Source organism: Brachybacterium vulturis (assembly GCF_043641765.1).
GTDB lineage: Bacteria > Actinomycetota > Actinomycetes > Actinomycetales > Dermabacteraceae > Brachybacterium > Brachybacterium vulturis_A.
On sequence record NZ_JBHZRO010000008.1, the window covers coordinates 67,265 to 84,468 of the forward strand.

General features: G+C 72.4%; 17 protein-coding genes and 1 tRNA gene. 10 read left to right on the top strand and 8 right to left on the bottom strand.

The window, feature by feature from the left end; translation table 11 throughout:
* Nucleotides 1-84 precede the first annotated feature (84 nt).
* Nucleotides 85-156 (top strand) — tRNA-Lys (locus tag ACHUEU_RS08110).
* A gap of 18 nt (nucleotides 157-174) precedes the next feature.
* Here the strand turns inward: ACHUEU_RS08110 and ACHUEU_RS08115 are convergent.
* The gene (locus ACHUEU_RS08115; protein WP_394215414.1) at nucleotides 175-768 is read right to left on the bottom strand and encodes a TetR family transcriptional regulator; all 594 of its coding nucleotides are present in this window, start codon (nucleotides 766-768) and stop codon (nucleotides 175-177) included.
* Between the two features lie 75 nt (nucleotides 769-843).
* On the opposite strand from ACHUEU_RS08115, the gene ACHUEU_RS08120 reads away from it, so the two are divergent.
* Genes ACHUEU_RS08120 through ACHUEU_RS08140 form a run of 5 tightly spaced genes read left to right on the top strand, consistent with a single transcriptional unit; the run spans nucleotide 844 to nucleotide 5,005 of the window.
* Entirely contained in the window at nucleotides 844-1,494 is a 651-nt protein-coding gene (locus ACHUEU_RS08120; protein WP_394215415.1) for a biotin transporter BioY, read from the top strand.
* The gene (locus ACHUEU_RS08125; protein ID WP_394215416.1) at nucleotides 1,491-2,612 is read left to right on the top strand and encodes an AMP-binding protein; all 1,122 of its coding nucleotides are present in this window, start codon (nucleotides 1,491-1,493) and stop codon (nucleotides 2,610-2,612) included. Before ACHUEU_RS08120 ends, ACHUEU_RS08125 begins: the two co-directional genes overlap by 4 nt.
* Entirely contained in the window at nucleotides 2,605-3,732 is a 1,128-nt protein-coding gene (locus ACHUEU_RS08130) for a thiolase family protein (protein ID WP_394215417.1), read from the top strand. The genes ACHUEU_RS08125 and ACHUEU_RS08130 overlap by 8 nt, the downstream gene beginning before the upstream one ends.
* Nucleotides 3,729-4,415 (top strand): energy-coupling factor ABC transporter ATP-binding protein, encoded by a 687-nt coding sequence (locus ACHUEU_RS08135; protein ID WP_394215418.1) that lies wholly within the window; start codon nucleotides 3,729-3,731, stop codon nucleotides 4,413-4,415. The genes ACHUEU_RS08130 and ACHUEU_RS08135 overlap by 4 nt, the downstream gene beginning before the upstream one ends.
* Nucleotides 4,409-5,005, top strand: a complete 597-nt coding sequence (locus ACHUEU_RS08140) for an energy-coupling factor transporter transmembrane component T family protein (RefSeq protein ID WP_394215419.1) — start codon at nucleotides 4,409-4,411, stop codon at nucleotides 5,003-5,005. Before ACHUEU_RS08135 ends, ACHUEU_RS08140 begins: the two co-directional genes overlap by 7 nt.
* 50 nt (nucleotides 5,006-5,055) lie before the next feature.
* Here the strand turns inward: ACHUEU_RS08140 and ACHUEU_RS08145 are convergent, their stop codons facing one another.
* The gene (locus ACHUEU_RS08145) at nucleotides 5,056-5,607 is read right to left on the bottom strand and encodes a GNAT family N-acetyltransferase (RefSeq protein ID WP_394215420.1); all 552 of its coding nucleotides are present in this window, start codon (nucleotides 5,605-5,607) and stop codon (nucleotides 5,056-5,058) included.
* 191 nt (nucleotides 5,608-5,798) lie between these two features.
* Between ACHUEU_RS08145 and ACHUEU_RS08150 the strand changes: the two genes are divergently transcribed.
* Nucleotides 5,799-7,427: a hypothetical protein gene (locus ACHUEU_RS08150; RefSeq protein WP_394215421.1), complete on the top strand. Its 1,629-nt coding sequence runs from the start codon at nucleotides 5,799-5,801 to the stop codon at nucleotides 7,425-7,427.
* Between the two features lie 209 nt (nucleotides 7,428-7,636).
* On the opposite strand, the gene ACHUEU_RS08155 is transcribed toward ACHUEU_RS08150, so the two are convergent.
* From ACHUEU_RS08155 to ACHUEU_RS08170, 4 genes are all read right to left on the bottom strand, one after another.
* A complete protein-coding gene (locus ACHUEU_RS08155; RefSeq protein WP_394215422.1) occupies nucleotides 7,637-8,509 on the bottom strand; it encodes an SDR family oxidoreductase in 873 nt (290 codons plus the stop codon).
* 71 nt (nucleotides 8,510-8,580) lie between these two features.
* Nucleotides 8,581-9,405 carry a hypothetical protein gene (locus tag ACHUEU_RS08160; protein ID WP_394215423.1) on the bottom strand — a complete coding sequence of 275 codons (825 nt, stop codon included), beginning with the start codon at nucleotides 9,403-9,405 and terminating at the stop codon, nucleotides 8,581-8,583.
* Complete coding sequence (locus ACHUEU_RS08165) at nucleotides 9,402-10,118, bottom strand: ABC transporter ATP-binding protein (RefSeq protein WP_394215424.1); 717 nt, start codon at nucleotides 10,116-10,118, stop codon at nucleotides 9,402-9,404. Before ACHUEU_RS08165 ends, ACHUEU_RS08160 begins: the two co-directional genes overlap by 4 nt.
* A gap of 1 nt (nucleotide 10,119) precedes the next feature.
* The gene (locus tag ACHUEU_RS08170) at nucleotides 10,120-10,518 is read right to left on the bottom strand and encodes a GntR family transcriptional regulator (protein WP_394215425.1); all 399 of its coding nucleotides are present in this window, start codon (nucleotides 10,516-10,518) and stop codon (nucleotides 10,120-10,122) included.
* Between the two features lie 146 nt (nucleotides 10,519-10,664).
* Between ACHUEU_RS08170 and ACHUEU_RS08175 the strand changes: the two genes are divergently transcribed.
* Complete coding sequence (locus ACHUEU_RS08175) at nucleotides 10,665-12,173, top strand: FGGY family carbohydrate kinase (RefSeq protein ID WP_394215426.1); 1,509 nt, start codon at nucleotides 10,665-10,667, stop codon at nucleotides 12,171-12,173.
* A 58-nt stretch (nucleotides 12,174-12,231) separates the two neighbouring features.
* On the opposite strand, the gene ACHUEU_RS08180 is transcribed toward ACHUEU_RS08175, so the two are convergent.
* Complete coding sequence (locus ACHUEU_RS08180) at nucleotides 12,232-12,648, bottom strand: (R)-mandelonitrile lyase (RefSeq protein WP_394215427.1); 417 nt, start codon at nucleotides 12,646-12,648, stop codon at nucleotides 12,232-12,234.
* Between the two features lie 366 nt (nucleotides 12,649-13,014).
* Between ACHUEU_RS08180 and ACHUEU_RS08185 the strand changes: the two genes are divergently transcribed.
* Together ACHUEU_RS08185 and ACHUEU_RS08190 are read left to right on the top strand one after the other, a co-directional pair.
* The gene (locus tag ACHUEU_RS08185; protein ID WP_394215428.1) at nucleotides 13,015-14,904 is read left to right on the top strand and encodes an HNH endonuclease; all 1,890 of its coding nucleotides are present in this window, start codon (nucleotides 13,015-13,017) and stop codon (nucleotides 14,902-14,904) included.
* Between the two features lie 106 nt (nucleotides 14,905-15,010).
* A complete protein-coding gene (locus ACHUEU_RS08190) occupies nucleotides 15,011-16,117 on the top strand; it encodes a Gfo/Idh/MocA family protein (RefSeq protein ID WP_394215430.1) in 1,107 nt (368 codons plus the stop codon).
* Between the two features lie 108 nt (nucleotides 16,118-16,225).
* Here the strand turns inward: ACHUEU_RS08190 and ACHUEU_RS08195 are convergent, their stop codons facing one another.
* Nucleotides 16,226-17,182: a glycine betaine ABC transporter substrate-binding protein gene (locus tag ACHUEU_RS08195; protein ID WP_394215431.1), complete on the bottom strand. Its 957-nt coding sequence runs from the start codon at nucleotides 17,180-17,182 to the stop codon at nucleotides 16,226-16,228.
* Between the last annotated feature and the right edge of the window lie 22 nt (nucleotides 17,183-17,204).

Below are 17,204 nucleotides of genomic sequence, written 5' to 3' on the forward strand. Positions count from 1 at the left end.
AGCCGATATCCGGCGCCGGCACGGCCCGTCCTGCTGCGGGCTTCGACGCCGTTAGGATGGTCGGGCTCGCCGCCAGGCGGGCACGGGCCTGTAGCTCAGTGGTAGAGCATCGGACTTTTAATCCGCGGGTCGAGGGTTCGATCCCCTCCGGGCCCACCGCGGTCCCTCGCGTACCTACGCCCGCCGCGCGATCGAGACGTCCAGCCCGTCGGCGATCAGCGTCATCGCTTCCGTGAACCCGGCACCGTCGGTGCTCGAGGCGGGCGATCGCTCGAGCAGGCCGAGGGAATCGGCGGTCAGGCGCTGCTGCTCGTGGAAGACGAATCCGAGCACGAAGTGCACGACCACCTCCGCGGCCACCTCCGCCAGCTGATCGCCGACGCCGTGGCGACGCGCGGCCTCCAGGAGCGCCGGTCGCACGGGCGGCTCGACGAGACCGAGCGCGAGGGAGCTGGACACCAGCTCGGCGGCGTCCCGGTGGGCGAGCAGGCAGTCGCGCATGCGCGCGCCCAGCACGCACGCCGCCCGGGGCAGCGGGAGCTCGTCGAGGTGGATGTCCGTGAGCGGCGCGAGGATCTGCTCGCTGACCGCGGCCAGGAGAGCCTGCTTGTTCGGGAAGTGCCAGTACAGGGCGCTGGGCTGGACGCCGAGAGCGGTCGCCAGGCGACGCATCGTGAGGTCCGGCAGTCCGAACTCGTCCAGGAGGTGCAGGGCCATCTCGGCGACGTCGTCGCGGCTCCGCCGGCGCGGAGATTCTGGGATGGCCATCACCCTACCGTAGTGCTGAACACTGTTCAGGTGTACGTTGTTCAGGTGAACAGCGTTCAGGCGAAGGATAGCGAGATGGCAGGCACTCCTGCAGCACGTCGATGGTCGCTGGATGCGACCGATATCGCGCGCGTCGCGGTGTTCGCGGCGATCGTCGCCGCGCTCGGCCTGCCGGGCAGCTTCAGCGTGTTCGGCGGCGTCCCGATCACCGCACAGACCTTCGGGGTGATGCTGGCCGGGGCGGTGCTCGGCCCGCGCCTGGGCGTCGTGTCGATGACCGTGTTCCTGGTCCTCGTCGCGGCCGGGCTGCCGCTGCTGGCCGGAGGGCGCGGCGGCATCGGCGCGTTCGTCGGGCCCTCGGCCGGATACATGGTCGGGTGGATCGCCGGCGCTTTCGTCATCGGCCTGATCGTGCACTCCGCCGCCCGCAAGCCGGCCCTCTGGCGCATCGCGCTGGCGATGATCGTGGGCGGCATCCTCGTGATCTACGCCTTCGGCATCCCGGTGCAGAGCCTCATCACCCGCCTCCCGATCGGGGAGACCGCCCTCGCCAGCCTGGTCTTCCTCCCCGGCGACCTGCTGAAGGCGGTGCTCGCCACCGTGGTGGTCACCACGCTCCTGCGGGCCTACCCCCGGGCGCTCCGCCGCACCTGGCTCCCCTCCGCGCCGGCCGCCGCCTCCCGCGCCGAGCAGGAGGAGACGGCCCGCCCCGCAGCAGCGCGATGACCCGGCGGATCATCCTGCTCGACGGCTCCCCGGACGGCCTGCTGGACCGCCTGCGCGCGGTGCGCGATGCCGGGGACGTGCCCCTGGTCGGGGACGAGCGCTGGCCGGCGACCCAGTGGTCGCAGGTGCGGGCGCTCGCGGCGGCCGGGCCGGTGCCCCAGGAGGCGGCCTGGGCCTCGCTGACCTCCGGCAGCAGCGGCACCCCGCGGATCGTGCTGCGCACGGCGGCCTCCTGGGCGGACTCCTTCGCCGCCGTCTCCGCGATCCTCGCCCCGGACGGATCCGCCGCCGCGCAGCGGATTCTGCTGCCGGCGCCCCCGGCCTCCTCGCTGACGCTGTTCTCCCTCGCGCATGCGCTCGCCGGCGGTCCCCGGCCGGTCCTGCCCGGCAGCGCGGAGGCCGCGGACGCCACCGCCTTCCACGGGACCCCGCAGGCCCTGCGCTCGATCCTGGACGCGGAAGCCCACCCGCAGCTGCGGGTCGCACTCGTCGGCGGCTCCCACCTCGATCAGCTGCTGCGCGCGGAGGCGACCGCCCGCGGCATCCGGGTGGTCGCCTACTACGGCGCGGCCGAGCTCTCCTTCGTCGCGCTGGATGAGGGGGAGGGGCTCCGCGCCTTCCCCGGCGCGGATCTCGAGGTGCGCGACGGCGTCGTCTGGGTCCGCTCGCCGTTCACGGCGCTCGGCTACCTCGGTGAGCCGGGCCCGCTGCGCAGGGACGGCGCCTGGGCGAGCGTCGGCGATCTCGCGTCCTATGATGCCGGGGTGCTCACCGTCCGCGGTCGCGCGGATGACGCGATCCTCACTGCCTCGGCCACGGTCATCCCCGAGGAGGTCGAGGCCGGGCTCCGCGACCTGCCGGGGATCGCCGACGCCGCCGTCTTCGGACTCCGGACCGACGGCATCGGCGCGCTCGTCGCCGCACTGGTCGAGCTCGACCCCGGTGTCCCGAGCCCGAGCGCGCGCGAGCTGCGCGCGATGGCCGCCTCCCGCTTCGCCCCCGCGCATCGGCCCCGCGTCTGGTTCACCGGCACCCTGCCCCGCACCGCCTCCGGCAAGCCGGCCCGCGCCGAGGCGCTGCGCCGCGCCCTGGCGGGGGAGGGGGCCTGGCGTGTCTGAGACCGCGATCGTCCTCGCCGCTCGCCGCACCCCGATCGGCACCCGCAGCCGCGGCCTCGGCGGCGTGACGCTCGAGCATCTCGCCGCGCCCGTGCTCCGTGCCGCCGCGGAGGATGCGGAAGCAGTCACCGGCGCCGTTGTCGAGGTGGCCGATGTGGTGCTGGGCAACTGCATGGGCCCCGGCGGCAACCCGGCCCGGGTGGCCGCCCTCGCCGCTGGGCTCGGCGTCCAGGTGCCCGGCATGACCGTGGACCGGCAGTGCGGCAGCGGCCTCGCCGCCGTGATCGCTGCCGCCCAGGCGATCGAGGCCGGGGACCGGCGCCCGCGGATCGCCGGCGGTGTCGAGAGCGCCTCGACCGCCCCCACCCGCTCCGTCGACGGCGCGACGTACGACCGTGCCCCCTTCACCCCGGCCGGCTGGGCCGATCCCGACATGGTGCGCGCCGCCGACGCGCTCGCCGCGGCCGACGCGATCTCCCGGCTGCGGCAGGACGCGCACGCCGCCCGCAGCCACCGACGGGCTGCAGCGGCGCGGGAGGCCGGGCGGTTCCAGGCCGAGCTCGTCCCTCTCGCCGCCGCCCGCGCCGATGACGCGATCGGGGTGTCCGCGCCGCTGCTGGCCCGCCTGCCCGCCCTGTTCCCGCAGGGCACGGTCACCGCCGGCACCGCGACCCGGATCAGCGACGGCGCCGCCGCCCTGGTCCTCGCCCCGCAGCAGGCGCGCGGCACGGCCCCCGGACTTCTGATCCGCGCCCACGCGGTGACCGGCTGCGACCCGGCACTGCCGGGGATCGGCGCCGCACCGGCCATCCTCGCGGCGCTGGACCGCGCCGAGCTGCGGATCCAGGACATTGCCGCGATCGAGCTCGTCGAGGCCTTCGCCTCGCAGTCCCTCGCCGTGCTTGACCGGATCGGCGTGGCCGAGGACGATCCGCGGGTCTGCGCCGACGGGGGAGCGCTCGCGCTCGGCCACCCCTGGGGCGCCAGCGGCGCGATCAGCATGGTCCGCCTGTTCAGCCGGCTGATCCGGGGCGGCGCCCCGACCGGGACCACCGGCATCGCGGCCGCCTCCATCGGCGGCGGGATGGGGATCGCCGCCGTCGTGGAGGTGATCCGATGAGCGCCCTCGAGCTCGACGACGTGCACGTCCGCCTCGGCGACACGGATGTCCTGCATGGCATCACCGCCACCCACGACGAACGCACCATCGCCGTCATCGGCGAGAACGGCTCCGGCAAATCGACCCTCGCCCGGCTCGTCGGCGGCCTCGCCACCGCCACCAGCGGGACCATCCGCGTCCTCGGCCTGGACCCGGCGCGGGAGGCGGCGCAGCTGCGGCGGCGCCTGGCGGTCATCTTCGCCAACCCGGACGCCCAGATCATCATGCCCACCGTCGCCGAAGACGTCGCCTTCTCCCTGCGCTCGGCGAAGCTGCCCCGCGGGGAGAAGGCACAACGCGTCCAGGAGGCCCTGGAGCGCTTCGGCCTGAGCGAGCGCGCGGACCGCTCGGCGCACGATCTCTCCGGCGGCCAGAAGCAGCTGCTCGCCCTGTGCGGCGCCTTCGTCCGCAGCCCCGAGCTGGTGATCGCGGATGAACCCACCGCCTACCTCGATGCCCGCAACGCCCGCCGCGTCGCCGACCACCTCTTCGCCGACGGCGCCCACCGCCTGCTGCTGGTCACGCACGACCTGGACCTGGCCCGGCGCTGCGAGACCGCGATCCTCGTCCAGGACGGCACGATCGCGCGGACGGGCGCACCGGGGGAGATCATCGCCGCCTACGAGCAGGAGCTGCGATGCTGACCCTGTACCGGCCCGGGAACGGCCCCTGGCACCGCCTGCCCGCCGGACCGAAGATCCTGGCGCTGATGCTCATCGTGCTGGGGATCTGCTTCCTGCCGGTGAGCTGGGTCAGCGCCCTGATCATGGCGGCGCTCTGCCTCGCCGTGTACGCGGTGCCGGGAGCGGGGATGCGGGTGCTGGGCCGGCAGCTCGTCGCGATCCGGTGGATCATCCTGGTGACCGCCGCCGGGCAGCTGATCTTCCTGGGCCCCGAGGAGGCGCTCGCGAACACGACCCGCGTCACCGCCGCCGTGGTGATCAGCGGACTGCTCGCGCTGACCACCCCGGTCAGCGAGCTGCTGGATGCCCTGGAGCGCGCGCTGGCACCGCTGGCACGCGTGGGCATCGACCCGCAGCGAGCGGCGCTCGTCCTCGCGATCACCCTGAACACGCTGCCCGTCCTCGCCTCACTCGCCCGTGACGTGCGCGAGGCGCAGCGTGCCCGCGGCGGCCGGCAGAGCCTGCGGCACTTCGCCATGCCGTTCCTCGTGGTCGCCCTCAAGCACGCCGACTCCCTCGGCGATGCGCTGACCGCGCGCGGGGTGCGATGAGGCCCGTGGTCCACGGCAGAGTCAGCGCTGCCGCCGACACGGCCGGCGGGTCAGAGAACTAATTCGAACAGGTGGAACTGCTCCAGGTCGGTGCCGTCGTAGGCCAGGGTGTGGACACCGAGGTCGGTGAACCCGTAGCGCGCATACAGGGTCCGGGCCGGCAGGTTCTCGACGTAGGCGTCCAGGCGGACGGTGCGGCAGCCCTGCTCTCGCGCGGCCTGCAGGGACGAGTCGATGAGGAACCGGGCGACGCCCTGCCCGAGATGGTCGGGGGTGACACCGAGGACATGGACCACCAGCACCTCCTCGGGGGCGGCGTCGATCGCCCAGTCCGCGTCCTCGTAGCCGCCCGCCGTCTCGTGGTTCAGGACGACGACCCCCGCGATCTCCGGCGGCGATGTGGAGCCGGCGTCGTCGGGCGTGTGCGCCAGGTAGAGCTCTCCGGCCGCGATCCAGGCGGCGACCTGCGCGGGCCTCGGGTGGTCCTCGGTGTGCCAGTGCGGGAAGTCCGCCGTCCGGGCGAGGTGATCGATGATCTGCCGGTAGGCCGCCTGCGCCGCGGGGATGTCCTCGGGTGCGGCCCGTCGAAAGCTCAGGTCCATGGCGATGCGGTCTTCTTCCCGGTGGGGTCGGCGTGGGGGCGGCTCGATCGCCGCCGACGAGATCTTCCCGGACCCGGGCACGGCGGCGCAAGCTGCCGCGAGGCAGTGAATATCCTGCCAGCTAGGCTCGGTATCGGGTGCACGACCGCGCCCGCGATGACAGGCCACGCGAGAAGGGCGCAGAGACACTCATGTCGGAGACGAACCATCCCTACGGCGACAGGGGGAGCCAGAACTACCCCGGCAGCGGATATCCGGGCCACGACTCCGGGCCGTACGGGCATAGCGCGTTCCCGCCCGCGTCCTCCGCGGGACCCCTCGGCTCCGCCCCCTCGGGCCCCGCGTCCGGCTCGCCCGTCGATCCCGCGGCGCCGCCCACGTCGGCCGATCCAGCGCCGCCGGGTCCCTGGGCGGCGTCCGCCCCCTCGGCACCGGGCGCGTCGGCGGGCTCCCAGGGGGCGCAGGCGCTGTCCGCGTCACAGGTCGGCACCGCTCTGCGACGGTTCGGCATCGGCAATCCCATCCCCACGTTCGTGATCGGCGCTCTCGCCTACATCGTGGCTCTCGGCGCGGCGCTCGTGGTGATCGTCTCGGCCGTCCTCGCGATCCTCACCCTGGACACGGGCGGCGCCGCTGGTGACGTCACCGATCCCCTCGGCGGTTCGGCCTCCCCGTCGGGAGCGGGCGGATGGCGAGGGATCGTCGGCCTGGTGGGCATTCCGTTCCAGCTGGTCTCCCTCGCCTCCTTCGGCTCCTACGGTCTCGAGCTGAACCTGGGCTTCTTGGGCCATGCCACGATGAGCTTCCGGGGGATGCCGCTGCTGATCACCGTCGCGATGGTGGCGACCGCCTTCTTCGCCGCTCGCCTCCTCCAGCGCCGTTGGGGCACTGGGCGCTGGGGTTCGAACGGGGTGCTCGGGGCCCTGCTCTGGTCGGGGATCTCCGGCCTCGCGGTGGCGATCTTCGCCGTGATCGCCACCCGCGTCACCGCGTTCGCAGTCGAGGAGGAGTCGTTCGGGATGTCGATCTCGATGCACTCCGCCGGGGTGGACATGTTCTTCGGCACCTGGGTGCTCATCGCGCTTCCGCTGTTCCTGGGGCATATCGCAGGGATGCAGAAGCCCTCCTGGTGGCCGCTGGTGGCGGATCTCGCCGCCGCGCCCCGGCTCGTGCTCGTCCACGCCCTGGCCTTCGCCGTCCCGGTCTGGATCCTGCTGGCCGCGGGCGGAGCGATCACGATGATCGCCGAGGGGGAGGGCCGCTCCGTGCTCGGCCTGCTCCTCGCACTCCCGCTCTGGGGTCTGAACGGCCTCGCTCTGCTGCCCGGGCTGGGAATGCTCGCCGTGCCGCTCCACCTGACCCTGCAGGGCGGCGTCGAGGACTTCGGGGTGGAACGCACCGACGAGTTCCTGTGGTTCTTCGACCTGCCCTGGTACGCATGGATCCCCTTGGTGCTGATCGCACTGCTGATACCGGCGGTGGTCTCCCTGCTGTGGCACCGGGACCGCGAGATCGAGACCGGGAACATCCTGGCGCTGGTCGCCTCCTGGGTGGCGCTTCCGTTCGCCTACTTCGGCGGCTCGATCGTGCTGCTCGCGCTGGTCTGGACCAGCGCGCAGGCACAGGTGGGGATGGCGGGCGACCTCGTAGCCTCCGTCGGCCTCGCCCCGTGGATACCGCTGGTCGCGTTCTTCCTCGGACTGCTGGTGGAGGTGCTCGCCCGGTTCGGCGCACCGTTCGTGGATCGGTTCGTGCCCGGGATGCTGGTGAACTGGTTCCGACGCTCGGCGCGGGCGCGTCGGGCCTCGCCCGGTGCCTAGTCCTGCAGGCCGGCGCGCTGTGGGTGACGCCCTTGCGAGGATTCTGGCCGGTCGCGCCGATGTGCGCGGCGACCACCTCCCCGGCTTCCTCGGTGATCTTCGCGAGCCGGGCCCAGGTCGCGGCCTCCGGATCGCGGTGGGTGTTGCCGTCGTCGATCCAGCGGCTGAGCGCGGCGATCCGGTGGGCGATGTCCTCGCGGTCCATGTCGTCAACGTCCCGCATCGTGCTCCTCGGGAGTCTGCCGGTCAGCGCCCCGAACCCCCGGAGATGCCCGGTCGTGATGGCCCACGAAGCCGTCCATCGTGTGGTTGATGCCCAGCAGGTCCAGTCCGCGGTCGAACAGCCGCACCGGCAGGATGCGCGCCGCCGGGAGCAGCCGGGCGAGCCAGGGCGTGATGATCTGCTCCTTCCCGCTCTCGATCGCGGAGAGGGCCTGGTGCGCGACCTCCTCCTCCTTGAGGATCGGCAGCAGACGGGGGAACTTCGTGGTCACTCCGTCGAACATTCCGGTGTCGATGTAGAAGGGGCACATCACGAAGGTGCCCACGCCCCGGGAATCCCCGCGCAGCTCGGCCCGGAGCGACTCGGTGAAGCCGAGCGCCGCCCACTTGCTCGCGGAGTAGTCCGTCTGCCGGGCGACGCCGGCCAGCCCCGCAGCGCTCGCGATGGTGGCGACCGTGCCCCGGTCGCGCTCGATCATCCCCGGCAGGAAGGCCCGGGTCACCCAGAACAGGGCGAGCGTGTTCAGCTCGAAGGTGCGGCGGATCTCCTCGTCGCTCGCCTCCAGGAGCCGCTTGCCGGTGATGATCCCGGCGTTGTTGATCACCACGTCCTGCGGCCCGGCCGGCTGCGCGGCGGCGGTGACCTGCTCCTGATCGGTGATGTCCACCCGTGCCGCGACCGCGGTCGCGCCGAGGGCTCGGATCTCCGCCACGACGGCCTCGGCGCGCGCCTGGTCGAGATCCCAGATCGTCACGTCGGCTCCGCGCCGTGCGGCCTCCAGCGCCAGCTGCCGCCCGAGCCCCCGTGCGCCGCCGGTGATGAGCACGCGAGCCGCGTGCAGGGACGTTCCGTGGTACATCGTCGTACTCCTCCAGGTGCAGCTCGGGTACGGGCCAGAGTATCCGGACGGTCGCACCCCATCCGGACGCCTCACACCAGGCTGATCTTTCGTCGCCAGGAGTGGACGGTGCGCACCAGGCACGCCAGCGTCACCAGGAAGAGCGCGGGGAGGAAGCCGAGCGGCATGATGTCGGAGGAGGCGGCATCGCCCGCGGCCAGCTCCGAGAAGAGCCGCCAGCGGACCACCCCGAGCTGCCCGTCGGCGACCCCGAGCCCCCAGGGCAGCACGGCCATCCCGAGGAAGAGGACGACCTGCGTGACCAGGTACAGGCCGAGGAAGACGAGCACCGGGCCCCCGAGGCCGAGCCGGTTCAGCGGGGTCTCGCTGCCCACCGAGGCGGCGAAGAAGTACTGGATCGGCCAGATGAGGATCATGCCCACGAAGAGCACGACGCCGATCACCAGCAGCGGCACCGGGACCACCTCCGCGTACCCGCTCCACAGCTGCGAGATCACGGTGAAGGGATTGCGCTCGGTGCCCAGCCGGTCGGCGAGCACGGGCCAGGCGGCGCACAGCAGGCCGAGCACCACCACCAGAGCGGCGAGCGAGATCAGCAGGGCCCACAGCAGCTTGGCCGTGAAGATGGTCGTGCCGCGCACGGGCAGGGACTGGGTGAAATAGCCGGTTCGGCCGAAGCTGGATTGCCAGTAGTGGACGGTCAGCGCGATCTGCACTGCGGGGACCAGCCCTCCCAGCGCCGCCACGAGCATCAGCGCCCCGATCATGTCGATCCCGGGCCAGCCGGTGGCGGTCAATGCGGTGCCGGCGGCGACCAGCAGCAGCGCGACGCCGGCGAGGGTGCCGAGCAGCCCGCGGGTGCGCAGCCATTCGTGCTTCATGAGGGTGGTGATCATCGGTACGTCTCCTTGAAGATCTGATCGAGGCCCGCCCCGTGCTGTGCACGGAGGTCGTCGGCCTCTCCGGACAGGACTACGGCACCGTGGCGCATCATCACCACCGAGTCGAGGATCTGCTCGAGATCATGGACCAGGTGGGTGGAGATCAGCAGCAGCGAGTCCTCGTCGAAGGTGCGCAGGATCCCGTCGAGGATGATCTGGCGCGCGGCGGGATCCACTCCGCTGATCGGCTCGTCGAGCAGGTAGACCCGTGCTCGCCGGGACATCGCCAGGGCGATCTGCACCTTCTCCCGCATGCCCTTGGACATCTCCTTGAGGCGCATCGTTTCCTCGAGGCCGAAGAACCCGATCAGCTCATGGGCCCGCTCGGCGTCGAAGTCCTCGAAGAAGTCGGTATACAGCTCCACGCAGTAGCGCGCACGGGCGCTGTGCGGCAGGAAGCTCACGTCGGGGAGGAAGGAGACCTTCGCCTTCGAAGCCGGGCCCGGGGCGAGGCCGGCGATGCGCACCTGACCGCGGTAGTCGCTGACGACCCCGGCGAGGATCTTCATCAGAGTGGTCTTGCCGCATCCGTTCTCGCCGAGCAGGCCCACGATCCGGCCCCCGGGCAGATCGAGGTCCAGCCCGTCGATCGCCGTGGTCCTGCCGTAGGTCTTGGTCAGTGCCCGGGTCGAGATCAGGGTGGGCGGCTCCTGAGCGGGTGAGGTCATCTCAGGTCCCTTCGCTTCCGGTGTGGTCGTCGTGGTCGGGGTCATGGTGGTCCCACCTCTCAGTGATGAGCTGCTGCACCTGGGCGTGGCCCATCCCGACGCCTCGGGCCCGGTCCAGGAAGTCGTCCGCCGCCTGTGCGGCGAGCGTGGCCCGGAGCTGGTCGATCCGGGAGGTGTCCTCGGTGATGAATCGGCCCGCGGTGCGCTCGGAGCGGCACAGTCCCTCGCGCTCGAGCTCGGACATCGCCCGCTGCACGGTGTTCGGGTTGACGCCGAGCTCGCCGGCCAGCGCCCGCACACCGGGGAGCCTGGTCCCGGCGGGCCAGCTGCCCACCACGATGCGTCGGGAGAACTCCGTGACCAGCTGGGTCCAGAGGGGGATCGAGCTGTCGAACTGCATCAGCCACCCCCTGTCTCGTTGTATTAGGTGCTTAATACAGTAGGACAGTGGGCCGGCGAGGTCAAGACGCCGGTCCGGGATCGTCGGGTGGAGCGCGGGAAGTCCGCAGGCGGCGCGGACAGGGTCTGCCCGCCTATCCTCACCCCATGCCCTCTCTGCTGTGCCTGGACCTCGGAACGTCTGCGGCGAAAGCGGCGCTGATCGACCTGGACGGCACCTGCGGGGCGCAGGCGAGCAGCGAGTACCCGACGCGCCGTACGGCCGACGGGGGAGCGGAGCAGGACCCCGGCGACTGGGTCCGCGCCGCCCGCACCGCGATCACCCGGCTCCTTCCGTCCTCAGCGGCCGGCGACGACCTGCTCGCGCTGAGCCTCACCGGGCAGATGCAGGACCTGGTGCTCGAGACCGAGGGCGGGACCGGATCTCCGGCCATCCTGTACAGCGACACCCGCGCCGGGGCGGAGGCCGAGGAGCTGCGCGCCCAGCTCGCGGCCGAGGGCATCTCGTGGGACGAGCTCACCGGCAACCAGCAGGACGCCAGCAGCTGCGCCGCGATGTTCCGGCGCCTGCACCGCGTGGATCCCGGCCTCGTGCGGCGTGCCCGGCAGGTGGTGTTCGGCCCGGCCGGCCATCTCGTGCACCGACTGGGCCTCGGTGCCTGGTGTGATCCGACGACGGCCGCCGCCACCGGGCTGCTCGATCACCGCACGCGCAGCTGGTCCGCCCCGGTCGCGCGCGCCGCAGGCCTCGCGGCGCCCCTGCTGCCGGCGCTCACCCACCGGGCGGGCCAGCTCCTCGGACGCACCGGGGCGTCGGCCACCGCACTGCTGGGGCTGCCGGCCGGGCTCCCCGTGGTCCTTCCGCCGGGCGACGCCGGGGCGACCACCCTCGGGATCGTCGGACTCGCCCCCGGTGAGGACTACGCCTACCTGGGCACCAGCGGCTGGCGCGCGTCGGTGCTGGCGGCGGCCCCGCCCTCGCAGCCGGGCGCCTCGCACCACCTCGCGCTCGGCACGGGTGACCACGGCCTGGGCGACCACGGCGCCGGGCCGACCCTGCGGATCTCCGCCCTGCTCGCCGCGGGCGCCGCGGCGGACTGGGCGCGCGAGGCTCTGCTGGGCGGGGTCACGCCCGATGGGGCCGATGCTCTGCTCGAGGAGCGCGAGCACCGGCACGGACGCGGGCCCACGGGGCTCCTCGCGCTGCCCTCGATCCTCGGTGAGCGCTACCCCGTGCGGGATGCCGACCTCCGCGGCGCCGTGATAGGCATCGGCCCGCGGACCCGCGCGATCGACCTCTACGCGGCGATGCTGGAAGGGGTCGCCCACGCCATCGCCCATGGTGAGGAGGGTGCGACATCCCGCCCCCTGGCCATCACCGGCGGCGGGACCGCCTCGCAGCCCTGGCTGCGTATCATCGCCGATGTCACCGGGCGCCCCGTGCGCACGGTCGACGGCGCCGATGCGGCACTGATCGGCTGCGCGCTCGCCGCGGCCGACGCGCTGGGCCTCGAGCATCGGATCCTGCCGCTCGCCGCACGAGCGGATGGCCGGAGCGTCGCCCCGGACCCTGCGGCTGCGGCTGCGCATCGGGCGCTGCGGCCCGCCCACCGTGCCCTCTACGCCGCGGCCGCCGAGGTCGGGGCGCTGAGGTGATGGCAGATGCCGGCGAGCAGTCCGGGTGCGCCAGCATCCACCACGCACAGGCCGCGGGTCAGCTCGTGCGTGCCACCTCGTTCGCGCGGTCGAACTCCTCGTCGCTGACCGGCTCGAGCCAGATGACGGTCTCGTCGTCCTCGTCGGCCTCCTGCACCGCGAGATGGGACATCAGCGAGGTGTCGAGCGCGCCGTGCCAGTGCTCCTCGCGCGGCGGGATCCACACCGTGCGACCCGGCTCGAGGGTGAGGACCTCGCCCGAGCGGGTGACGACCAGGCCCACCCCGCCGGTGCCGTAGAGGGTCTGGCCGACGGGATGCCAGTGCCAATGCGTGCGCGCGCCCGGCGTGAAGTGCACGTGATTCATCGCGGCGCGGGATCCGTCCCGCGGTCCGCGGATCGCCTCCATGAGCACCTCGCCGGTGAACGACGAGTCCGGGCCGGGGGTCGTGGCGGTGCGGTCGAGCTTCTCCATCGGTGCCTCCTGGGTGAGCGTGCAGGGACCCCCATCAGATACCGGCGGAGCGGAAGGGGCAAGGGCGAGGGCGGAGGGGAGGGCATCTCAGGCGTGCTCCGGGCGGAGGTGGAGCCGGGGCCGGAGCACTTCGGAAAGGGGCGACCGTTCCTCCACAGTGCCTACTCATCCACATTCTTGTCCACATTCAGGCGGCGCTTCCCGGGATCTGCTGGATAGAGTTATGCACACTGTGCAGGTCGGGCCCGAGTGCAGTTCATAGCGCCGCATGCAGCGGCGCGGACAGGGTGATGAGCGTCCTGAGTAGGTTTTCCACATTCATGGCACGGGCTTTCGAATGTCGGTGCGACGAGAGAGGATGTCAGCATGTTCATGGAGAAGCTGACGGATTCCTCGGACCGGCATTCCGCCGCTCCGGAGGAGATCCTCGCTGCGCTCCATGCGGCCGGACCGGGCGCGCTCGCGGAGCTGCTCGGCGACGTCGACTTCCTGCTGACCGCGATCGCCACCGCACCGGAGGAGATGTTCGAGGCGGGGGAGAGGCCACGGGGCGCCTACCACAGGCTGCTCGCGACGGTCCACGACTCCCGCAGCTCGCTCGATGCGCTCGAGGCGCGTGCCGTGGTGGCACTGGCCGAGGCCACCCGGCGCGACCAGATCCGCGCCGCGCGGGACGACGCCGCCCACGAGGACGAATTCCTCCCGCCGATCGACCGGCTCAACCGCCTGGCCGACGGCCGGACCCGCCGTGACTACTCCTTGACCACCCGGCGCTCACCCTCTGCTGCCGAGCACTCCCTGGCCTCCGCCCGGCGCATGGTCCGCTCCATGCCGCGCATGCTCTGCGCGCTGGGCACCGGCAAGGTGACGGCGCAGGTGGCCTATGCGGCGGCGTCCGCGATGGAGCCGCTCGATGACCTCCAGCGTCGACAGCTCGACGAAGCCCTGCACGAGCAGATGCCCCGTCTGGACGGGGCCGGTGTCAAACGGTGGCGGGAGGCGGTTGCGGCCGCGATCGGGCAGCTCGACCCGCAGGGAGCCGCCGACCGCCACCACCGGGCCCGCCGAGGCCGCCACGTCACCTTCACCCCCGGTCAGCACGGCATGGCGACCGTGAGCGCCCAGCTCCCGGCGCTCGACGCCAAACTCGTCCACAAGCGACTCTCCCTCGAAGCCGAGCGGCTCCGTGCCGAAGGAGCACGTGAGGGCCATGGCGCACTGATGGCGGATGCCTTCGCCGACACCCTGATCGGTCGCGAAGGAGGCATGGACCCGGTGCTCCTGGAGATCGGACTGATCATGACCGAGCGGTCCCTGCTCTCCCCGGACCACGGCGACATCGCGCATATCGAGGGGTATGGCTCCGTCCCGGTGGGGATGGTGCGCGAACAGCTCCGCCTCGCGCTCGCCGAGCCGGGCCCCGCCGAGGATGACCGCTACGGACCGGAGGGGCCACCACTCCGTCCCGTGATGCGACGCCTGTTCACCCATCCCACCTCAGGGGAGCTGGTGGCCGTCGAATCCCGAGCACGGGCCTTCCCGCCCGCGATGGCACGCTTCCTCGACTGGCGGGATCTCATCTGCCGTGCCCCGTTCTGCGATGCCGCTGTGCGCCAGCACGACCACATCGTCCCCGCCTCTGCCGGCGGCACCACGAGCATCGACAACGGTCAGGGCCTCTGCGCGCACTGCAACCTCTCGAAGGAGAGCGACACCACCGGCGTCCGGCGTCTCGAGGACCCGGAGGCCGCGCGCCACCTGGTCGAATGGACAGGCCTCTCCGGCGCCGCCCGCGTCACCTCCCCGTCCCCGCTGGGCCCGACGGACCCTGCCCCGACACACCCTGCAGCGGGCGCCGCGGCCGCGACCGGCTGCACCGGCCCGGCCGACACCGCTGCCGGCGCCGACGCCATCACGGGCTTCAGCGACTCCGCCCCGTGCGCCGCGGTGAGCTCCTCGCTCACCGTCCGCATTCCGGTCGAGGAACAGCACCGGCCGGTCATCCCCGCCGCACCAGCCGAAGCTCCCACCAGTGCCGCCCCGCAGTCGGTGAGGGCACCTGGAGCGCGGAGACCGGTTCGGGCACCGGCACAGGTGCGCACCCTCGGGCGGCGAGCGCGCCCCGGCGGCGCACCCTGCTGGGCAGCGTCCGGGGCGCTCGCGACCGGTGGGAGGAGCGTCCTGCTGAGGGCGAGCCGCAGAACGAGGGCGCAAGCTCACTGGACTGATGCGACCATGGCAACGTCGAGTCTCTGATCTGCGGCCTCGCGGACTCGTGGGCGGTCGTTGCCCCCGTTCCCGACGACCCCGCCGCACGACCAGCCATCCCGCACAGCACTTTGATCGGAAGGGACCACGCATCATGAACGCAGCAGTACAGGAGGGCGGGCGGCGACGACTGCGTGCCGGAGTGATCGGCTTGGGCTGGGCAGGTCAGCAGCACGTCGCCGCCTACGCCGCCGACCCCGCCGTCGACCTCGTCGCGCTCTCGGCGATGGAGGAGCACCTGCTGGAGCGGTTCGGCGAGGAGCACGAGGTGCCCGGCCGCTACCGGGACTGGACGCAGATGATCGCCGAGGCCGAGCTCGACGTCGTCTCGATCGCCACCCCCACCTTCCTGCACGAACCGATGGCGATCCATGCCCTCGGCGCCGGCGTGCACGTGCTCACCGAGAAGCCGATGGCTCAGACCGGTGAGGCCGCCGCCCGCATGGTCGCCGCCGCTCAGCAGGCCGGCCGCGTGCTGGACGTGTCCTTCAACCACCGCCAGCGGGGAGACGTCACCGCGCTGAAGGAGGTGGTCGACTCGGGCGTGCTGGGGACGCTCTACTACGCCAAGACCGGCTGGCTCCGCCGCCAGGGGATCCCCGGGCTCGGCACCTGGTTCACCCGGGCCGAGAGCTCCGGCGGCGGCGCGCTGATGGACATCGGCATCCACATGCTCGACATGGCCCTGCACCTGATGGGCGAACCCGCGGTCACCGCCGCCTCCGCCTCCACGCACGCCGAGTTCGGGCCATTGGGCCGCGGCGGTTCCGGCTTCGGCGTCTCGCAGCTCGAGCAGGGCGCCCCCTTCGAGGTCGAGGACCTCGCCACCGCCTTCCTGCGCCTGGACGGCGGCGGCACCCTGCTGCTGGAGTCCAGCTGGGCCCAGTGGATCCCGCACGACCTCTGCTATGTCACCCTCTACGGGGCCGATGGCGGCGCCACCATCGAATGGGGCGGCGACCCCGCGCACCCGCATCAGGAGATCACCGTGTGGACCGAGGTCGCCGGGATGCCCGCGGAGCTGCAGCCCGCCGTCGGGGAGGACGGCCACCACGCGGCCGCGGTCGCGAGCTTCCTGCAGCACGTCGCCTCGGGGGACCCGGCCGCGCACGACGGGTCGCTCGCCCTGCGCCGCGCCCGGGTCATCGACGCCTGCTACGCCTCGGCGCAGGCCGGGACCGAGGTCGCCGTCGCACGCTGAGCGTCGCACGAAGGACGGGCCGACCACGAGATGATCGTGGTCGGCCCGTCCTGTATGGCCGAGGCGGGAATCAGCCCGCCGGCCGGGGCGCGGATGTCCGCGCCGGGGTCACTCGCCCGGCAGCGGGGGAAGCACGTCGGGGTTCTCCTCGAGCCACTTCTCGACCGCTTCGGCCTCCTGGCCGTCCTCGAACTGGTTGACGACCGTGTCCTCGAGCGAGCCGAACTGCTCGTCGCTCAGCTTCATCTGCGAGATCCACTCCGCGGCCTCGGGGAACTCCTCGGAGAAGCCCTGGTTGCCCAGGTGGTGCAGCGCCTCCGGCTCGCCGAAGTGACCTTCCGGGTCCTCGAGCGCCCGGACCGGGAAGGCGGTCATGGCCCAGAACGGCGACCACAGGGTCACGACGATGTCCTCCTCGGCATCGATCTTGTTCTGCAGCTCGGTGAGCATCGCCGGGGTGGAGGACGTGACCAGCTCGAAATCGTCCAGGCCGTAGCCGGGGATCACGCTGTCCTGGGTGGCGCCGGTGATGCCGGCACCGGGCTCGATGCCGTAGATCTTGCCGTCGAAGCGGTCCGCCTGGCCCTGCAGGTCCGCGATGGACTGGATGTCGTCCATGTAGTCGGGGACGGAGAAGTTCAGCTTCGCGCCCTCGTAGTAGGCGACCAGGTCCTCGATGTTGTCGCCGTACTCGTCCATGTATTCGGCGTGGGTGACCTCGGGCCAGGCCGAGGGGTACATGTTCACGTCGCCCTGGGCGAGACCCGCGTAGAGCAGGGCGGCCTCGGCGATGGTCTGGTGCTCGACCGTGTAGCCCATCGCGGTCAGGCGGTTGTCCAGCAGGTACGCGGTGGAGAGGCCGTCGGTCCAGGAGGCGATGTAGCCGAGGGTGATGGTCTTGCCCTCGGGCCCGCCACCGCCGTTGCTGTCGCCGCCGCTTCCGCCGCCGTCACCGCCGTCGCTGCCGCAGGCGGCCAGGCCGAGGCCCAGCAGGCCGGCGCCGCCCACCAGGGCGGAGCGGCGGGAGACGGAGTTCGGGGTCCAGAGCGAGTTGCGCTTGGTCATGATCGATCATCCTTTCCAGAGG